The organism is Streptomyces sp. NPDC026206, assembly GCF_040638465.1.
Lineage (GTDB): Bacteria > Actinomycetota > Actinomycetes > Streptomycetales > Streptomycetaceae > Streptomyces.
In genome coordinates this window covers 64,635-82,630 of sequence record NZ_JBEZYL010000015.1, presented here as the reverse complement: position 1 = coordinate 82,630, position 17,996 = coordinate 64,635, and the positions used below count along the sequence as shown (strand labels likewise).

General features: G+C 66.6%; 16 protein-coding genes and 2 pseudogenes. 12 read left to right on the top strand and 6 right to left on the bottom strand.

The annotated features are described in order from the left end of the window. Positions 1 to 68 precede the first annotated feature (68 nt). On the top strand, positions 69 to 1,151 hold the full coding sequence (locus AB0F13_RS20915) for a DUF5937 family protein (RefSeq protein WP_362084209.1): 1,083 nt from the start codon (positions 69 to 71) through the stop codon (positions 1,149 to 1,151). Here AB0F13_RS20915 and AB0F13_RS20910 read toward each other — a convergent pair. After that, positions 1,108 to 1,411 (bottom strand): annotated as a pseudogene (locus AB0F13_RS20910) (aldo/keto reductase); the annotation flags it as partial. The gene AB0F13_RS20915 and the pseudogene AB0F13_RS20910 overlap by 44 nt on opposite strands. Positions 1,412 to 2,125: 714 nt before the next feature. Here AB0F13_RS20910 and AB0F13_RS20905 point away from each other — a divergent pair. The 6 genes from AB0F13_RS20905 to AB0F13_RS20880 all read left to right on the top strand — a co-directional run bounded on the left by AB0F13_RS20905 (position 2,126) and on the right by AB0F13_RS20880 (position 8,552). Beyond that, positions 2,126 to 3,436, top strand: a complete 1,311-nt coding sequence (locus AB0F13_RS20905; protein WP_362084206.1) for an SUMF1/EgtB/PvdO family nonheme iron enzyme — start codon at positions 2,126 to 2,128, stop codon at positions 3,434 to 3,436. 72 nt (positions 3,437 to 3,508) lie between these two features. Further along, positions 3,509 to 3,949, top strand: coding sequence for a pyridoxamine 5'-phosphate oxidase family protein (locus AB0F13_RS20900; RefSeq protein WP_362084203.1), 441 nt, complete (start codon positions 3,509 to 3,511; stop codon positions 3,947 to 3,949). 43 nt (positions 3,950 to 3,992) lie between these two features. Beyond that, the gene (locus tag AB0F13_RS20895; protein ID WP_362084200.1) at positions 3,993 to 5,243 is read left to right on the top strand and encodes an MFS transporter; all 1,251 of its coding nucleotides are present in this window, start codon (positions 3,993 to 3,995) and stop codon (positions 5,241 to 5,243) included. Positions 5,244 to 5,270: 27 nt separating this feature from the next. Beyond that, on the top strand, positions 5,271 to 6,002 hold the full coding sequence (locus tag AB0F13_RS20890) for a class I SAM-dependent methyltransferase (RefSeq protein WP_362084197.1): 732 nt from the start codon (positions 5,271 to 5,273) through the stop codon (positions 6,000 to 6,002). Positions 6,003 to 6,059: 57 nt separating this feature from the next. Next, on the top strand, positions 6,060 to 7,271 hold the full coding sequence (locus AB0F13_RS20885) for a cytochrome P450 (protein ID WP_362084194.1): 1,212 nt from the start codon (positions 6,060 to 6,062) through the stop codon (positions 7,269 to 7,271). Between the two features lie 138 nt (positions 7,272 to 7,409). Continuing rightward, entirely contained in the window at positions 7,410 to 8,552 is a 1,143-nt protein-coding gene (locus AB0F13_RS20880; protein ID WP_362084191.1) for an ATP-grasp domain-containing protein, read from the top strand. A 96-nt stretch (positions 8,553 to 8,648) separates the two neighbouring features. On the opposite strand, the gene AB0F13_RS20875 is transcribed toward AB0F13_RS20880, so the two are convergent. Both AB0F13_RS20875 and AB0F13_RS20870 read right to left on the bottom strand, forming a co-directional pair. Continuing rightward, on the bottom strand, positions 8,649 to 9,749 hold the full coding sequence (locus AB0F13_RS20875) for a PP2C family protein-serine/threonine phosphatase (RefSeq protein WP_362084188.1): 1,101 nt from the start codon (positions 9,747 to 9,749) through the stop codon (positions 8,649 to 8,651). A gap of 286 nt (positions 9,750 to 10,035) precedes the next feature. Continuing rightward, entirely contained in the window at positions 10,036 to 11,349 is a 1,314-nt protein-coding gene (locus AB0F13_RS20870) for a serine hydrolase domain-containing protein (RefSeq protein WP_362084185.1), read from the bottom strand. A 147-nt stretch (positions 11,350 to 11,496) separates the two neighbouring features. On the opposite strand from AB0F13_RS20870, the pseudogene AB0F13_RS20865 reads away from it, so the two are divergent. Continuing rightward, positions 11,497 to 11,649, top strand: a pseudogene (locus tag AB0F13_RS20865) (site-specific integrase); the annotation flags it as partial. 249 nt (positions 11,650 to 11,898) lie between these two features. Beyond that, entirely contained in the window at positions 11,899 to 13,113 is a 1,215-nt protein-coding gene (gene fabV / locus AB0F13_RS20860) for an enoyl-[acyl-carrier-protein] reductase FabV (protein WP_362084182.1), read from the top strand. A gap of 101 nt (positions 13,114 to 13,214) precedes the next feature. Here the strand turns inward: fabV and AB0F13_RS20855 are convergent, their stop codons facing one another. Then, positions 13,215 to 13,844, bottom strand: coding sequence for a hypothetical protein (locus AB0F13_RS20855; protein WP_362084179.1), 630 nt, complete (start codon positions 13,842 to 13,844; stop codon positions 13,215 to 13,217). A gap of 175 nt (positions 13,845 to 14,019) precedes the next feature. Then, positions 14,020 to 14,967, bottom strand: coding sequence for a glycosyltransferase (locus tag AB0F13_RS20850; protein WP_362084177.1), 948 nt, complete (start codon positions 14,965 to 14,967; stop codon positions 14,020 to 14,022). 520 nt (positions 14,968 to 15,487) lie between these two features. On the opposite strand from AB0F13_RS20850, the gene AB0F13_RS20845 reads away from it, so the two are divergent. Next, positions 15,488 to 15,721 carry a hypothetical protein gene (locus AB0F13_RS20845; protein ID WP_362084434.1) on the top strand — a complete coding sequence of 78 codons (234 nt, stop codon included), beginning with the start codon at positions 15,488 to 15,490 and terminating at the stop codon, positions 15,719 to 15,721. Positions 15,722 to 15,851: 130 nt separating this feature from the next. Here the strand turns inward: AB0F13_RS20845 and AB0F13_RS20840 are convergent, their stop codons facing one another. Beyond that, the gene (locus tag AB0F13_RS20840; RefSeq protein WP_362084174.1) at positions 15,852 to 16,349 is read right to left on the bottom strand and encodes a MarR family transcriptional regulator; all 498 of its coding nucleotides are present in this window, start codon (positions 16,347 to 16,349) and stop codon (positions 15,852 to 15,854) included. A gap of 112 nt (positions 16,350 to 16,461) precedes the next feature. Here AB0F13_RS20840 and AB0F13_RS20835 point away from each other — a divergent pair, with 112 nt between their 5' ends. Together AB0F13_RS20835 and AB0F13_RS20830 are read left to right on the top strand one after the other, a co-directional pair. Further along, on the top strand, positions 16,462 to 17,337 hold the full coding sequence (locus tag AB0F13_RS20835) for an EamA family transporter (RefSeq protein ID WP_362084171.1): 876 nt from the start codon (positions 16,462 to 16,464) through the stop codon (positions 17,335 to 17,337). A gap of 5 nt (positions 17,338 to 17,342) precedes the next feature. Further along, positions 17,343 to 17,981, top strand: a complete 639-nt coding sequence (locus AB0F13_RS20830) for an NAD(P)H-binding protein (RefSeq protein WP_362084168.1) — start codon at positions 17,343 to 17,345, stop codon at positions 17,979 to 17,981. Positions 17,982 to 17,996: the final 15 nt, after the last annotated feature.

Genomic DNA, 17,996 nt, shown 5'->3' with positions numbered 1-17,996 from the left:
CATCGGCGCCGTACAGCCGAATCGGCGGCAACGTCCGACCTCTTACCTGAAGGCGGCAGACTGGCGGGATGAGTGTGCTGATCGACATCTCGGACCTGCCGCCGGAGCGAGTCTCCTTCGTTGTCTCCCCGCTGGCGGAGCTGGGCGCGCTACTGCACGTCCTGGCCGAGCCCGCACACCACCCCAGCCTGCACGCATGGGCCACCGGGACCACGGCTGCACTCTCCCCGGACCTGGCCGACCGACTGCACGAGGCGGACATCCTGTGGCGTTCCACCCGCTCGGACCTCTTCCTGCCGAGCGGTGGCGCGGACAGCCTGGGCGAAGAGCTGGACGCACTCGATCGCCTGGACGACGACTCCTTCGTGACCGCCGCCGTGGAGATCTCCTGTTCCACATCCTTCGGCCACCCCAGGCCGTCGCCCCTGCGCGATCCGGAGGACCGGCAGCGAGCCCGGGAGCTCGCAGCAGCTCGCGGAATGCGGCAAGCGGCATTCGCCGACCGGTTGCTCAAGGACCCAGGAGCGGTGCGAGTCTGGCTCAGAAGTCTGCTGGAGGAATGCCACCAGGCCTTCTTCGGTGAGGTCTGGCAGCGCGTCCGGGCCCAGCTGGCTGCCGATGCCCGGCACAAGACGCAGATCCTCAGACGTCAGGGGCTGGCTCAGGCTCTCGCCGCGGTGTCGCCCGCCATCTCCCTCGACACCACTCACGCCCGTATCGTGATCGACAAGCTGCAGGACGGGCGGGTCACCGGGACCGGAGCCGGACTCGTCTTCCTGCCGACGGCCTTCGGATGGCCACACCTGGTCATCCGGGATGCTCACGCTGACCGGCCGGTCATCCAGTACCCGGCTGCGCTCCCGGACATACCCCCGTCCCTTCCGCTGGAGACGGTCCAGCAGCGTCTGGAGGCTGTGGCACATCCTGTCCGGCTCCGTTTGTGCAGGACGCTGGCTCGTGGACCGCACTCGACCACAGAGTTGGCCGACGCCTACGGTCTGACGCCCCCAGAGGTGTCCCGGCACCTGACCGTCCTGAACAAGGCCGGCCTCATCAAGTCCCGGCGGGAAGGGCGATACGTGCTCCATGAGCTGGATCTCCAGCTTGTCAGCCGGCTCGGCCCCGACCTGCTGGGGAATGCGCTGCGCTAGCTGTACTGCCCACGCCGTGATCGAGCGAGTCGTGGAGGGCCATGTCCTGCGCCGTGAGCCGCAGAGCGCCGACGGCCACGTCGGCGGTGAGGTGGTCCGGATTGCCGGTGCCCGGGACGGCCAGCACGTGCGGGCCCTGCTGCAGTGTCCACGCCAGCCGGACCTGTGCAGGCGTCGCGTCGTGGGCGCACGACGGCGAGCACCTTGTCGTCGTCGGCAGCGCTCGCACGGGCTTTCCGGCCTTCGCCGGCGATCGCGAACAGTAACCGGGGGCAGTTCCGCGGGCTTGCGGCGGGAACCCGCGTACCTCCAGCTCGCGTCTGCCCCCGGCCTGCAGAGGGCTGGCCGGTCTCATGCCCTGCCTGCTGCCTCCCCCTCGCGGGCGCGGCCTCCCGCCCCGGCCCGACGTGCCGCCGTGGGTGCACGAGGATGAGCACCGGCTGTTCCGGCCAGGCCGCGAGGCGTGGGCGCAGCGACTGGGGAGCGAAGGCCGCGAAGATCCCGCCCGCAGCGTCTGAGGGCGCGGCCCTGCCCCGAGCTCTCCAGGGCCTGTTCGACGGGTCCTCTTCCGCCGGCGCACCGGCATCCTGTGGCGGCGTCTGCCTGTTGAGACCCGGAAAGCCTCGTGGAGCTCCTAGAGGCATATAGAGAGAATTCAAACTATGAACCACGCCACATACAGAGATCTTGACCACCATGTCATGTGCACATAGTTTTTTTCTCACAACCTCACCGCGAGAGGAGGTGAATGGCATGTCGGACGAGACTTTCCTCGGGTCGCGCGATGGCGACGACGAGACCACCGCAAAGTGGGAGGCCTAAGCCTCTAAGCTGGGTGCCACTGCCCGCTTATTGCGGGCAGTGGCACCCAGCTCGCGCTGAATTCCTCTCCACTGGCACAGGACGCGGATCACCGGATTCCAGCACCTGCCCCCATGCACGAGACTTCTCCAAGACCACGAAGGAGATCCGCGTTGGCATCTCACCAATATGAGACGAAGGTAAAGGAAGGGATCTCCTTTGCCGAGAAGCTCGTCGAAGAGGGGAAGATTGCAGATGTCTGCCACATGGCGCGAGAGCACAGGGAGTGGCCGGTAAGGGCCGCCTGTATCGCGCTGCTCGGTGAGCATTTCCCCGATGACCAGGGCGCGAAGGAAGCTATCGCATACGGCACGCACGACCCTGTCGATCAGGTGGCCTTCACGGCCATTCGCACCGCAGGTGAAAGGCGCGTCGATACGGCAGTCCGGGACCTGATCGGCATATCAGGGTGGCCCAGCAAACTGACCCGTGATCACACCAGCAAGCCGGTTGGATTCGGTGCCGCCTATACCAAGCGTGCTCTCATTTCGATCTTCGGAAGCGATGATCCGGACACTCTTCGCCGGCTTGAGGACGAACATTTCGCCGGGCTGCGCGAGAAGGTGGCGACCGGCAAACGCCAGCGAAGCAACGACGATGTAGTGCTCGTTCCGGGCGGACCGTTCATCGCCGGCGCGTCGCAGCAACAGATCCAACAAGTGTACAAGCAGTTCGGATCGTTCAAGATGAACGACCAGGACAATCACTTGCGGGCCGTCGAGTTGCCGTCCTACTACATCGACAGGACCGCGGTGACGAATCGACGTTACGCCGAGTTCCTGGCCGATGCCCAGAACTCGGAAGAGTTCGACCACCCGGATCAGCCGATCGGCCACGATCACACCCCGGCGCACTGGCATGACCCGCGCTTCAACTCCCCTGACCAGCCGGTGGTTGGAATCGACTGGTACGACGCCTGGGCGTTCGCGAAGTGGGCCGGCGGGCGACTCCCCACCGAGGACGAGTGGGAGAAGGCAGCCCGTGGCACGGACGCGCGCATCTTCCCCTGGGGAAACGAGTGGAACCCCGAGTGTGCCAATGAGGTCTCGCGGGCCTTTGGTGTCTCGCCCAAGAACCGTGCCGAACTCGAAGAGCTGCTCCTCTCGGCACACTCCGAATACCCGGAATCCCCTGTGCTGCCCGCGGACGCGCTGCCGGAAGGAGCGAGTCCGTACGGTGCCCTCAATCTGGTCGGCAACACATGGGAGATGACCTCGACGAACTTCTACACCAAGGAAGAGATGGATCCCTTCCTCAAGGGCAGGAAGCCGATCGAGTTCATGAACAGGAAGGAGGCGTTCTTTGTGCTGCGCGGCGGAACATGGACGTCGCCTCCGGTGTGCCTGACCACGTACTATCGCGGAAAGGATCTGATCACCGACCGGCACAACGAGATCAGTTTCCGCTGCGTATATCCTGCATAACGGCAGAATGATCAGAGGTACCCTGCTTTGCCCACTGTAAAGATCAAGCGGCAGGCCCACGTCCTCGAACCTATGACGGACGTACCGTTCGACGTCGAAAAATTCCTTCGCCAACCACTGGTTGCGCGTGTCGCCACCGGAAAACGGATCGTCCGGCCGGTCTGGTTCCTCTGGGAGGACGAGGCCTTCTGGATTTTCAGTGGTAAGTGGTCCCGATTGACGGATCGGCTTCGTTCCGATTCGGCATTCGAGCTCGTCGTCGACACCTGCGACATACGCACCGGACGGACGCTTCAGGTCATCGCACGCGGTCATGGTTCAGTCGTGGAGTTCGATTTCGATCGAGCCCGTCGAAAACTCGTGAGGTATCTGGGCCCGGACGAGAGCCTTTGGGACGACCGCTTCAGGCCACCCAAAGAAGGGGCCGCGAAAGACATATGGTGGGCGAAACTGGTTCCTGATACGCTCTGGATCTCCGATCAGTCATTCAAGCCTTCCATTGGCGGTTCTTGAATCTCCCGCCAAGCAAACACCAGGCGCATAGGGTGAAATTCAAATGCCGCAGTCCGCACAGCAGGAGATGTCATACAGCCGGGCGTTGAGGAATCCGCGCCTAGCCTTCCTTCTCTGCGGCATCGGTTTTTCCAGTGTCGGTGACGGCATGCTCATCGCCACGATTCCACTGGTGGCTCTCAAGATTCACGGCAGCCTGCCGGCCGCATTTGCGGTGTCCCTTGCCGCGGCCGCATCCTATGTTTCTTCCACGTGTCTCGCCATACCTTTCAGTCTGGGCAGATTCCGTCTTCCGGTGAAGGTTTCCCTGGTGGCGGACTGCCTGTTGCGCGGTATCACCCTTGTCGCTCTTGGGCTGACAGCTGCCGGTGGATCACTCAGTATCGGAATCCTGATCGGTGGGCTGCTCGTGGGTTCGTGTCTGCGTTCCCTGGCGGCCTCCGGCACCAGGCTGGCGGCGGTCAGCCTGGTGCCGAGCCATGGGCGATATGCGGTGAACGGACTGCTGGCCACGGTCAAGGAGTTCGCCCTATACGTGGCAGGACCTGCCCTGGGCGGAGTGGTGGCTGCCGTCTTCAGCCCGGAGTGGGCCCTGGTGATCGACGGCGCGACCTTCCTCCCCTTGCTCGTCGCCACGCTTCTGGCGGTACCGCGTGAACCATCGATATCCACAGGTCCGAAAAAAGCGGAATCCGGACTGAGCGTACTCCGCAGGCTCCCCATCACGTGGCGATTGCTCGTCATCGTGTTCTTCTACAACCTGTTCTACATGCCGGTGGAAGTCGCACTTCCGTTGTTCATCGACGGTCCGCTGGAAGGCAGCAGCAGGGCTCTGGGGATTGTATGGACGCTATTCGGTGCGGGCGCGATCCTGGGCGCGCTCGCCACCAACTATCTGCGGTCGGTGCCCCAGCGGCCACTTCTGATCGGCATTATTGCAGGCTGGGGTGGAACAATGATCGGGCTTGCAAGTTCACAGAGTGTTCTGGCGGCGTCGATCGCATTCTTTGTCGCAGGTGTCATCTATGCGCCGTTTACACCTGTGGCGTACTCATACCTGTATACCTTTCTCTCGGAGGAAGAGGAGCAACCGGTCATCACCCTATGGTCCACCGTTTCCACGCTGGCCGCTCCGTTGGGGTTGGTGGCAGCCGGCCCACTGATCTACGTTGTCGGGGGAAGAGGCAGCATCTTCCTGTCGGCTTTCATCACTCTTGCACTGTCCCTGATCGCCGTGCGAATTCTTGGATCGCAGCCGGGGTCTGTGCTGCAGCGGTCGGACGGACAGGCCTGAGAACAGCTCAAGAAAAAGAGAGACGTAATGGACTACGACATTGCCGCGTATGGGGAACGGCGTCCGGACTATGACTCGATGGACTGGGCTCTACGGCACGACGAAGACGAGGCGAGCAGCTTTCTTGCCGAACTCGCACCGGGCAGCAAGGCATTGGAGTTGGGTATCGGAACGGGGCGTGTCGCGCTGCCCCTGGCCCGTCGCGGCCTGAAGGTAGTGGGCATTGAAGGCTCCCCCTCAATGGCCGCCGGGCTCGAACGCAACATCAGTGATGAGGCCGTCGAGGTAGTAATCGGAGATTTTGCCGATGTCCGGGTCGAAGACACCTTCGATCTCATCTACTGCATCAGCGAGACGTTCTTCCTGCTGCCCACCCAGGAGAGCCAGATCCGATGCGTGCAGAACGCGGCGGAACGTCTGGCCGACGGCGGCCTGTTTGTCGTCCAGGCCATCGTCCCCGATCACGATCTGTACTGCGGTAAGCAGAGCACCGGCACACGGCAGGTGGGCGAGCAGAGCGCGATCATCTCCGCGCGACGGCATGACCGGGCAGAGCAGCGGGTCGAACTGCAGAGCATCGTGCTCAGGGAGGGCGGGAATACGTTCTACCCGATGTCGTATCGATATGTGTGGCCCTCGGAACTCGACCTGATGGCGAAATTCGCAGGTCTCACTCGTGTTTCACGGTCGGGTGGCTGGCGTGCCGAGCCTTTCACCGCAGCATCCAGTGAATATGTGGCGGTCTACCGCAAGAGCTGATTCCTGCAGGCACAACAGCATCCTGTGGTCCCTGTGCGGTTGAAAGGTGAAGCTGATATGCAAACTACACTTCCCAGACTGCCGTTTGCGAGGCGTGGTATTTTCGATCTGCCGGATGAACTCCGTGCGATGCAGCACAGCGGGTCGCCGGTAAAGGTGCTCACGGCCGCAGGGGACGAAGCATGGCTCGTCACCCGCTATGCGGATGTGCGCCCCCTTCTCGCGGACGCTCGGCTCGGTCGCGCTCACCCCGTCCCCGGCGAGGCGCCACTCCTGAGCAAGTCGGCGTTGAGCACCGCAGGCCCTGTCGGAAACTATGCATCCGAGCGGGAGGACCACGCCAGATACCGACGCAGGCTCACGCCGGCATTCTCGGCGAAGCGGATGAAGGCACTGCGTGGCCGGACCGAGGAGATTCTCGCGCGCATTCTCGACCAAATGGCCGAGCTCTCATCGCCGGTTGATCTGCACCAAACCGTGTCCATGCCTCTCTCGTTGCTCGTCATCTGTGAACTGCTCGGTGTCCCGTACGAAGACCATGACCGATTTCAGGCGTGGTTCGACGGCATCTCGAACATGACGGACTTCGAGCGGTCGACCCATGCTCGCCAGGACATGTCGGAGTACATGCGCGAGCTTGCGCAGCACAAACTCACCTCACCTGGCGAGGACTTGATCAGCGATCTGGTTCTTTCCGGGACGATGGATTTGTCCCCACAGGATCCGGGCAGCGTAGCCAAGCTGGATGACCTTTCTTACGTGGCCGCCTCCCTGCTCTTCGCGGGCTACCGGACCACAGCGATAAAGGTCGAACAAGGTGCAGTGCTGTTGCTGACGAACGAGGGGCAGCGCGCTGCCCTGTACGACGAGCCAGCTCTGGCGGACACTGCAGTGGAGGAGGTTCTGCGGTATTCGTCACCGGATCTTCCGCTCCTCAGGTATGCCCGGGAAGACCTGGAGATCGCGGGGACGAGCGTTAAGCCGGGCGAGGCGGTTCTTCTGTCGACGCTGGCCGCGAACCGTGATGGTTCGGTCTTTTCGAACCCAGAAGCATTCGATATCACGCGGGATCCCAACCCGCATCTGTCCTTCGGTCATGGACCTCGCCTCTGCGTGGGAGCGACGCTCGCCCGCCTTGAACTCGCAGCGGCCTTCAGGATGTTGCTGAGGCGCTTCCCTGCACTTCGTCTCGCCGTTCCGGTGGAAAAAATCACAAGGCGGAGCGGAGTATTGATCGGTGGGCTTTCGGAAGTTCCTGTGCAATGGTAAGCAGAATGCTTTAGGCAGATGACCGCGAAGTCTGGAGGCCCCATGTCAGCGGCTGTTCTTGTGATGGGCTGTGGTCCTCGGTCTCCCCATGGCCGTGATCAGATTCAGCGTCTGTACGCGCAAGCCCGAGATCGTGGCGTGCAGCTGATCGGTGCGGACAGGCCCGCGAACTTGACCGACGCCGACATATCGCTCTTTTCCTCCGTTGTCGCCTGTGATGTGGAAGACCCGGCCGCTGCCGTCGATGCGTTGCGGCCCCTCAATGCCAATATCGTGGGTGGACTGGCTTTCCGCGATCTCTGCATCGAACCACTTGCCGCCGTGGGTGAGGCACTAGCCTTTCCGTGTGTCAGTAGGCTGACTGCGCGTATCACCCGGAACAAAGACCTGTGCAGGGAGCAGTTGCGGCGAGCCAAATTGCCGCAACCTGCCTCACTGTTGGCCGAGGGGCGGGCGGAGGCGCAGGAGTTCCTGGAAAAGACCGCGCCCGGGCCCTGGATAGTCAAGCCGCGGGACGGAATGGGCAGCGCCAACGTCGACCTGGTTCGCTCGCCGGACGAGTTGGAATCGGCGCTCGTCGGACGCCCGGAGGGCGTGCCCTTCTTGGTCGAAGAGTTCGTTCCCGGCCCGGAATACTCTGCCGACGGCCTGGCGCTGGGTGGCCGCCCCGTCATCGTTGCGTTGGCGCAGAAGTCCGTGGGGCCGCGGTTCGTGGAAACCGGACATCGCATCCCTGCCGACATTTCCGCTGCGCAGTCGGAAGACGTACAGGAGCAGGTGGAGAGGGCCCTGCTCGCCGTGGGCCTGACCCAGGGACTCTTTCATGTCGAGTTCTGGCTGACTGAGGCAGGCGTTGTGCTGGGAGAGATCCACGCACGACCGGGCGGTGCTTTCATTCCAACGATGGCTGAATATGTGCGCCCCGGACTGGAACTCTACGGAATGTATGTCGACGATGCCCTGGGGGTCGAGCCGAGTCACATGCCCGCCGTTTCGAGAAGCGCTGGAATGCGACACATCATTGTTGAGCCGCCTGGTCGGCTTGTTTCGGTATCAGGGTGGGAGGGCGCGGTTTCCGCTCAAGAAGTTATTGCAGCGCGTCTCTCGGTGAAGCCCGGGGACGAGATCGCGCCGGTGTGCTGGTCGGCCGACCGGCATGGTTTTGTCGTGATCGAAGGTGCGTCAGGGGCGGAAGTCGACGCCCGCCTTGAACAGATCCGGGACCGGATCGCCTTCGAGGTGACGTCGGCGGATCAGCCGAACGTCCATGGTGACGAGTAGGTCCACCCTGGACGAAGTTGACGATCCCGTACGGCAGTTGACCGTGTTCCATCCAGCAAGGCGGGATGACGGCTCGGGGCCAGTCCCTGGCCCTCCCTAGCTCCTGCCCCGGGTGACCGCGAGCAGGGCCATGTCATCGGTGATGCGGCCGCCGGTGTGGCGGCTCACATCGGTGAGCAGAGCGTCGAGGAGCGCGTCCGGCCCGGAGAAGTCATGCCCGGTGAGCCTGACGCCGGGGTCGTAGAAGACCCCGGCATGGTTCCGTGCCTCGGTGAGGCCATCGGTGTACAGGAGGAGAGTCGTCCCCGGGGGGAAGGGCACCGTATCGGTCCGGTCCCCGTCGGGGCCCAGCTCCGCCAGGGCCAGGGGGAGGGTCGGCTCGGACGGTTCCGCGCTGCGCACCACACCACCGTGCAACAGCAGGGGCGCCGGGTGACCGCGGTTGACCAGCCGCAGCCCGTCACCGGAGAGCGGGATCTCGGCCAGAACGCCGGTGACGAACCCCTCGGTCCGCTCGGGTCCCGCTCTCCGCTCCGCTTCCCGTACGAGCGCCCGTTCCAGCCTGGCCGTGACCCCGACGAGCGTGGGCTCCTCCTCTGCGGCCTCCCGGAAAACCCCCAGCGCCACATCCACCACCTTGACCGCGCCCATGCCCTTGCCCCGTACATCGCCGACCAGGCAGCGCACGCCGTACGGCGTGTCCTGCACGCTGTACAGGTCACCACCGATCTGGGCGCCTTTCACAGCCGACCGGTAGCGCACGGCGATCCGCAGAGGCCCGATGGAAGCCGGTGGCTGCGGCAGCACCGCATGCTGCACGGCGAGGGCGATTTCGCGTGCGGACTGCAGCCGCACGTCGCTGTAGTACATGAGGCGGTTGACGACGACGGCGAAGGCCGAGACGGTCGCGACCGCTGCCAGCTCGCTCCGCCCACCGGAATCCCCTATGAAGCCGAAGTGAGTGAGCAGCGTGAAGTCGATGGCACAGGCGCCGAGGCCCGCCAGGATCGTCGCGCGCAACGACAGCAGTGCGGCGGCCGTCATCGGCGCGGCTGTGTAAAAGGCCTCGGCACTGAAATGCGGAGAGGTGCGGTAGTCGAGGAGGGCGCCTCCTGCGAGCAGGAGGAGGGGCAGCAGCTGAAGGCGGCGCAGGCACCAGCGCCTCACGGCGGTGCGCCCCGCACTCGGTGCCCTCACGTACCGCTCCCGCTCTTTCGTGTCGTGCCTTCAACACGCTCAAGCATCGTCGGGCCGGATCACGGCTGCCAGTCATGGGGCGGCCGTATGGGTACCCGCCGCATCGCCGCGTTCACCGATACCGGACACTCGCGGGGCGCGGGCCGCGGGGCGCGACCTCGCCGGGGCGGCCGGCTGCACGCTGTGCGGGACCGGACTCGCACGCCAGTGCGCCGGACGAGTGGCCGGTCGGCATCGTCCCGGCCCCGGCGCCCCGGAGTCTTCCTCCTCGACGAGCTTGAGCACCCTAGCCGGCGGCTGAACGTTCCCACTGGCGGGCGGCGTGCTCACGAGCGCCCGCCGTGCCGTATGCCGTCGCCGGCGTGCTGGTGTCGGCGGAGACCGCCGGGTCCGGGCTGTCGGCGAAGGCGGTGTTGATGATGGCCAGGACGTAGGGGAGTTCCGAAGCGGTGCCGGTGGGGTTGATGGAGTAGATCACGCGGCGCTTCAGGTCGGACGTGACGAATGTGCCGTTGGTCCAGCCGGGCCGGGAGCCGGTCTTGCCCCATACGGTGGTGCCGTTGTCGAGCTTGATACGCATCAGGCCGCCGGCGCTGAAGCAACTCGTTCCGTTGATGCAGTTCTTGTTGGCCGGGGCGCTGGGCACATGGGGGACGGTGAACGCCAGCTTCTGCTGGGCAGGAGGGAGAAGCCGGCCGCGGAACAGAGCGGTCATGAACCGGTCCAGATCAGTTGCGGTGGAGATCATTCCGCCCTCTGCCCAGGCCCATGGGCTCTGTTCGGTCACCTCGTCCGTACCGACACGCACGCGGGCGTGAGGCGCGGGGATCGATGTGTCGTCCGCCGAGGGAAGGCTGGTGCTCCGCAACCCCAACGGCCGGATGATGCGTCGGTCGAGTTCGTCCTTGAAGCTTCGGCCGGTCACCTTTTCGACCAATAGGCCGGCGACAAAGGTATTGACGCCGTTGTACTGCTGGATGCTGCCGGGCCTGGGCGGTCGCGACGTTCCCCGCCTCGCTGCGGCTGCGGCTGCGAATGCCTTGCCCACTACATCCTGCGGGGCAATGCTCTTCAGCCACCAACCGGGTCCATCGGCAGGTCCCGGAATGCCGGCCGGGGCGGGCAAGTCGCTGGTGTGATCCAGGATTTGGCGCACGGTGACCGTTCTGTATTCGTACGGGATCAGATCGGGAAGGTAGCGCCGGACGGGAGCGTCGATGGCAATCCGGTGCTCGGCGACCAGTTGAAGCATCACCGTGCTGGTGAAAACCTTGGTCACGCTCCCGATGCGGAAATGGGCGTCGCGCGGCACCTTCCCAGCGGCACCGGTCCACGGTGTGCCCGGCCCGTCCCCGCTGACCTTGACCAGTGCGCTGGTGACGACGGGATCGGGCAGACGGGCGAGAAGGCCCCGCATCGGTGCCGGGTCGAACGAGGCGGCGACGGAAGCAGCGGACGGCCGCGAAGCCGCGGCGGCGGCCGTCGCGGCGGGTATGCCCGCACCGGATGTCATGGCGGCGAGGGCCACACCGGTCACGGCCATGCGGTGGAAGGTGGAACGGCGGTGGTGCATCGGACTGCTCCCGAGGATGGCTGCCATGAGGAAGGGAAATCCACGAACAGCCGCTCACTCTTCTGGACCCGACGCGTGGGGACCATCGGTGATCACCCCGAGCCCGCCCCGAGCTCACCCCTGAGACGTCCGGACAGCTCCCGCCGCAGGGGCCAGGCGCGCGAGGACTTCGTGCTCGGCGAGCAGGGCGCTTCGCTGCTGATGCTGCTGCTGATGGCGAAGTCGAGACATAAGAGGCCGGAGAACGTCCGCCGTTACTTCAAGCCGTCCCCGAAGGCCATCGCCGAGCTCACCAGCCTGCTCGCCCCGGGCGACAGCCGACGCTGAGGGCGGGCAGGGCGGTTCGTCCGGCCCGGCAGCGGATCAGGGGGTGCAAGCGAAGCGCTGCACGGTGATGCCGAGCCTGGTCGCAGCTACTTCTCGCTCTGCTGGAAGTGGGGAAATACTCCAAGACCGGCTCGTGATCGTTGTCCTTGGCGGGGCCACTTTCCGGGTCCGTACTGTCGCAGACTTGCGGGACGTGGCGGCCCGGCTGGTCGCCGCGTCCATGTCCCAGCCGACCCAAGGACTGCAATCGTGAGCGAGCGCGTTCTCATCCCCCGCAACCGGGGCTTCCTCTTCCTCGACTCCCACCCGGCGGGCTGCGAGCAGATGGTGGCCGACATGTGGCAGGCATGCCCCGACCCTGCCGGTGTGCAGGAGGGTGCCGGGCCGGTGGCTCTGATCATCGGCTCCTCGGCCGGATACGGCCTGGCGGCCACTCTCGCCGGACTCAAGCGTGCCGGCATCCGCGGCATCATGGTGTCCTTCGAGAAGGCCCCCACCGAACGGCGTACCGCTACGGCCGGCTGGTACCGCACCGCCGCCACCGCCGACATTGCCCGCACCGCCGGGCGGGATCTGGTCTTCCTCAACGGCGACGCGTTCTCCGACACGATGAAGAACCAGGTCGCCGACCTCATCGAGCAGCGTTTCGGCGGCAGTTTGGACTACCTGATCTACTCGGTGGCCGCGCCCCGGCGCACCGACCCCGGCACCGGCACCACGTACGCCTCCGTCCTCAAGCCGATCGGCCAGGCGAACCGCACCAAGACCCTCCTTTTCGACGACCAGGGCGTTCCCCAGGTCGGCGAGGTCGAGACCGGGCCGGCCGAGGGCGATGACGTCGAGCAGGCTGTGGCCGTGATGGGCGGCGCGGACTCGGAACGCTGGATCGACCACCTCGCCGGTCGGGGCCTGCTCGCCGACGGCTTCGCCACCGCCGCGCTGTCGTACATCGGCTCGCCGCTGACAGCGGCGATCTACCGGCAGGGCACCATCGGCGCGGCCAAGGGCCACTTGGAGGCCACCGCCCGCACTCTGAACGAGCGGCTCGACAAAACGGTGGGCGGCCGGGCCGTGACCTCCGTCAACGGCGCCGCCGTCACCCAGTCCTCCACCGCCATCCCCGGCATCGCCCTGTACACCGGCCTGCTGCGTGGCGTCCTCGGAGAGAACCTGGTCCCACCGGTACACCAGCTCGCCGCCCTGTGGGACCAGCTCACCGGCACCGCCCCGCTCGCTCTCGACGACGAAGACCGGATCCGCCTGGACAACTGGGAACTCACCGACGACGTCCAGGCGGCCGTAGCCGAACGCTGGGCGGCTGCCACCACCGACACCATCGCGGACCTCGCCGACCTCGCCTGGTTCCGTGCCGAAGTCCAACGCCTGTACGGATTCTCCGTGCCGGGTATCGACTACACCGCCGCGGTTGCCACCGACATCCCCTGGCCCGGCCACACACCCTGACCCCGGCACGGAGAACCGCCATGCGGAACGCTCCGCTGATCGGCGCGAGTCGCGAGGGGTGCCGGCCACCGCCTTCCCGCCGAGTCCGGCCGCTGACGCCCTCACTGATCGGCAGTGTCCAGGTCCTGGCGTGACAGGGGCGCCCGCAGTTCTGCCCTGAGCCGGGCCGAAGTGTCGATGGACAGCCCCCGGCTCGACTGGCGCAGTTCCTTGCCGTACCCGGCGATCAGTTCGAGGTCCCGCAGCTGACGCAGGAGCTCGCTCGTGACTGCCTCGTCCGGGTCGTCGAGGATGCCGTCGTCGCTTTGGTCCGCGAGGTACTCGAGATGCTGATCCACCGCCTGGACGGCTCGTTCACTGACCCATGTCGCGAAGTCGGCGCACCCGTACAGGTACGTCTCGGCCGCATGGAGCACCGCGGCGGCGGTGGACTCGTCCGCCTCGTCGGGCCCGTCCTGGCCGTCGTTGTGGCAGTAGTCGCTGAGGAGGAACTCGCCCACACCCCGCTTGATATGCGTGAAGGCGGTCGAGTCGCCCAGAGCGCCTTCCCAGACCGAGTCCAGCAGTGGTCGCAGGCTCAGAGTGAACGGCTCCTGGTCCTCTTCCGGCAGCCCTTCGTGCCGCCGCATCAGCCGTTCAGCGACGCCTGCGGCGAAAATGCACCGCTCGCCGATCGAAGCATCTGCCAGATGGTTCTCGACTGCTGACGACAGTTCCTGCCAGGTCTCCACGCCCGCCACCCCCATACGAATTCCCCGTACACCCCGTGCGCACGTCTCGTGATCATCGCACCCTCCCGTACCCCTGGCGTACAAGCCTCCGGCGGCTCACCACGGCTCCGATCCCGCCGTCGCGTCGCGGTGCCTGCCCGGGGCTGGGCTCCGGATCCCTGCCCGGGGCTCCGGATCAGGGACGCAAGCGTTGCCGTTCCCGCTCCGGCCAGCTCGGCAGGCTCATGAGCGGTGGCATCTCCGCTGTCCGGGCCGGTCGCCGGTTGGCCTCGCCGGGCCGGTCGCCGGGTGTCATGACCACACTGCCCCAGTGCTCGGGAAGCGTCCGCCCCTGGGCGCGGAACTCGGTCCGCAGAGCCACGTAGAGAAGCTCGAAAGCCTGCAGCGAGATGTGCGCCCAGTCTCCTTTGGTGTGCTCCTTGTAGTGCAGATCCACCTGGGCGATGGCCGCGGCGCCGTGACGACGGCTTATCTGGTCGAGGATGGCGAATTCGGTGCCCCATCCGACGGGGAACACCAGCTCGGCCAGGGTGGACCGGCGGGTGGCGTGCTCGCCGCTGAGCGGCTGACGCATGCCACCCAGCTCGGGGTGCAGCAGGGACAGCACCGGACGGGCCATGGCCTCGGTGGTGCGGCCGCCCTCGTAATGGTCGTAGAAGGCCCGTATGTGGTGGAGGGAGGGGTCGCGCAGCAGTGGCCCGACCAGCCGGGAGACCTTCGAGGAGTCGAACCTCAGGTGATCGCCGTCGATGAAGACGATGATGTCGCCGTCGCTCGCCCAGATGCCCTTCCACATGACCGACCCCTTGCCGGAGTCCGGGACCTCGGTGATCGGCCCGGAGGCCGAAAAATCGATCACCCGTGCCCCGGCCCCGGCCGCCAGCCGGGCGGTGGCGTCCGAGGAGTCGTGGTTGACGACCAGCACCTCGTCGACGATGCGGGCGGTCACGAGTTCCTCGACGATCGGCGTCACCACACCCTCGATCGTCGCGGCGCAGTTCCGGGCCGGAATCACGACGGACACCCGCAGGGGCGCACCGGTGGTCGTCGCACAGGCTTGTTTGGCGGCGGCGAGCTCTTCGGGGGGATCCGCATCGGATCCGGAAAAGGTCTTGATCGTCACGTTGCTCTGTCCTCCGGACTCGGGGCGGTCCCTCCCTCGACGCACGCGGCTGGGGGGCATCACTGCCTGCCTTGCCGACGGGCGGCTCGCAGCTGTTCGAAGGCGGCCATGACACCTGCCACCTGGCATTTTTTGGCGACGTCGGCAGTCAGTGGGGGCGGGGGCGGGCCGGGCCCGTCAGACCTGCTGCACGGGCACAGCCGCCGTGGCGGCTCGGCGATCCCGCCGGGCTCCGAGCCTCCGGACGAGTTCCGCCAGGTGTCGCCCGGCGTCCCGGCCGGGGGTGATGGCGGTCACCCAGTCGTAACAACTTAAGGCGCGCTGCCACAGGCCGCGACTCGGGACAGCGGCAATCGAACCCCAGATCGGCTCGGGTCCCGGCTGGACGGGCGACATGGACGAAGTTCTCCTCGCCTCACCGTGGCGCTACGGAGCACTGGGGCCCGGCAGAGGCATCCTGGCGACCGAGCGCCGGAAAGCACAGAGCTTCCGGCGGCAAGCCCAGCCGGAAAGGTTCAGCATGGCGCAGTGTGAGGTGTGCGGAAACGACTACGACATGGCCTTCGAAGTGCGTGCGGCTGGAGCGGTACACATCTTCGACAGCTTTGAGTGCGCGGCCTACAAGCTCGCGCCGATCTGCGACAACTGTGGATGCCGCATTCTGGGGCACGGCCACGAGACCGACGGCCTGTTCTTCTGCTGCGCGCATTGCGCGCGGGCGAAGGGGTACGCACAACTGGCGGACCACGCCTGACGCCCCCCCGGCTGCCGCGCCAATCCCCCCGGTCCGGGAGCGCCGCGGGGGAGCGGTGCCGGAACGCGCTGCCCGGGCCCGCGCCGGAACGCGCTGCCCGGGCCCGTGTTCGGTCCTTACTGCGCCGGCGTCATTTCCTCGTGTCGCCCAGTGATTCCAGAAGGTCCCGAAGGGCGTCGGCGATGTCGTCGCGCTGAGTCGTGCCGAGTGCGGCGAGCAGCCGGTTCTCGGTGGCGATGTGATCGGGCAGGGCCCTGTCGATGAGGGACCGGCCCTCGTCGGTGAGGGAGACATGCACGCTGCGCCCGTCGGATTCGCTCGGGGTGCGTGTGACCAGCCCGCGTGCTTCGAGCCGGTCGAGGCGTTGGGTGATGGCGCCCGACGTGACCATGGCCGACCTCATGAGCTCGACGGGCGTCAGCCGGTGCGGTGGGTCGCTGCGGCGCAGTGTGGCGAGGACGTCGAACGAGGCGCTGTCGAGATCGTGCGCGCTGAACGTGCGGCGCAGCTCGGCGGTGATCAGCAGCGAGAGCCGTTGCAGGCGCCCGATGACCGCCATCGGTGAAACGTCCAGGTCCGGGCGCCGCTCGGCCCACTGGTCCAGTACATGGTCGACGTGATCTGCCACGTCGACATCCTAACAATGCCTTAGTGGTGAGATACATCACCGGCGCACACTGCCGGTCGATGCCTTAGCGCTGAGGTACATTGCTTTAGTGCTAAGTAATCGAACCAGGGTCGTGTCGACGACCGCGCTGGCGCCCGTCATCTGGGGCACCACCTACCTCGTCACCACAGAACTCCTGCCGCCCGGCCGCCCGCTCCTGGCCGCGGTGATACGGGCGCTCCCGGCCGGCCTCGTGCTGGTCGCTCTCACCCGGCGGCCGCCACAAGGGGTGTGGTGGTGGCGGGCGATGGTTCTGGGAGCCCTCAACATCGGGGTGTTCTTCGCGCTGTTGTTCATCGCCGCGTACCGGCTGCCCGGCGGGGTCGCGGCCACCATCGGCGCGGTACAGCCCCTGCTGGCGGCCGGGCTCTCGGCGGGTCTGCTCGGCGAACGGCTGTCTCCGCGTACGGCCGCGGCCGGCGTCCTGGGCGTGGCGGGCGTCAGTCTGCTCGTACTCCGGGCGGACGCGCGGCTGGACGGCCTCGGGGTGGCCGCGGCGTTCGGCGGTGCGGTGGTCATGGCCACCGGCGTCGTCCTCAGCAAACGATGGACATCACCGGCCCCCCTCCTGGCGTCCACAGGCTGGCAGCTCACCGCCGGCGGCCTGTTGCTGCTGCCCGTGGCACTGTTCGTCGAAGGGCCACCGCCCGCGACGCTCACCACCGCGAACCTCGCGGGGTACGGCTACCTCGCCGGCATCGGCTCCGCCGTCGCCTACGCCCTCTGGTTCCGGGGGATACGGGCCCTGCCGCCCACCAACGTCACCTTCCTCGGACTCCTCAGCCCCGTGGTCGCCACGGCCCTCGGCTGGCTGGCCCTCGGCCAGGAACTCTCCCCGGTCCAGATCCTGGGCGGGCTCGTCGTCCTTGCCGCACTCGTGGCAGCACAGACCACCTCGCCGGCCAGGCGGCCGGCCGTACTCACCGACCGATCGATTCAAGGGAACTGAGAACCATGCGCGTTACCGTGTTCGGAGCAGCTGGAAATGTGGGAAGCCGAGTGGTGGCCGAGGCGCTGGCCAGAGGTCACGAAGTGACCGCCGTCGTGCGGAACCCGTCCCGTGCGGGGCAACTGCCCTCCGCGGTCACCGTCCGGGTGGCAGACGCCGCGAACGCCTCGGACGTGGCCGAATCGATCGCCGGCCAGGACGTGCTGATCAGCGCTACCCGCCCCGTGCCCGGCAGTGAGGCGGAGCTGGCCGGGACCACCCGCGCGCTGTTGGCCGGAGCCGCCCGGAGCGGCGTACGGCTCGTCCTCGTCGGCGGCGCCGGCAGCCTGACCGTGCCCGGTACCGACCGCACCGTCCTCGACGACCCGGACTTCGTGCCCCCCGCCTGGCGGCCCATCGCCCAGGCCTGCACCGACCAGCTCGCGGTCTGCCGCACCGAGACCGATGCGGACTGGACCTACCTGAGCCCGCCCGCCCGGCTGGAACCGGGGGAGCGCACCGGCGCCTACCGCCTCGGCGCCGACGAACTCCTCCTGGACCCCGAGGGCAACTCGGCCATCTCCATGGAGGACCTCGCGGTGGCCCTACTGGACGAGGCCGAGCGGCCCCGCCACCACCGGACCAGATTCACGGTGGCGTACTAGGTTCTGCCTCCAGGC

Bases quoted from the DNA above. Each gene is read 5' to 3' on its own strand.
- AB0F13_RS20830 (WP_362084168.1), top strand. From the start codon at position 17,343: ATGCGCGTTACCGTGTTCGGAGCAGCTGGAAATGTGGGAAGCCGAGTG.
- AB0F13_RS20845 (WP_362084434.1), top strand. From the start codon at position 15,488: ATGGCGCAGTGTGAGGTGTGCGGAAACGACTACGACATGGCCTTCGAA.
- AB0F13_RS20870 (WP_362084185.1), bottom strand. From the start codon at position 11,349: ATGGCAGCCATCCTCGGGAGCAGTCCGATGCACCACCGCCGTTCCACC.
- AB0F13_RS20915 (WP_362084209.1), top strand. From the start codon at position 69: ATGAGTGTGCTGATCGACATCTCGGACCTGCCGCCGGAGCGAGTCTCC.
- AB0F13_RS20885 (WP_362084194.1), top strand. From the start codon at position 6,060: ATGCAAACTACACTTCCCAGACTGCCGTTTGCGAGGCGTGGTATTTTC.
- AB0F13_RS20890 (WP_362084197.1), top strand. From the start codon at position 5,271: ATGGACTACGACATTGCCGCGTATGGGGAACGGCGTCCGGACTATGAC.
- AB0F13_RS20895 (WP_362084200.1), top strand. From the start codon at position 3,993: ATGCCGCAGTCCGCACAGCAGGAGATGTCATACAGCCGGGCGTTGAGG.
- AB0F13_RS20900 (WP_362084203.1), top strand. From the start codon at position 3,509: ATGACGGACGTACCGTTCGACGTCGAAAAATTCCTTCGCCAACCACTG.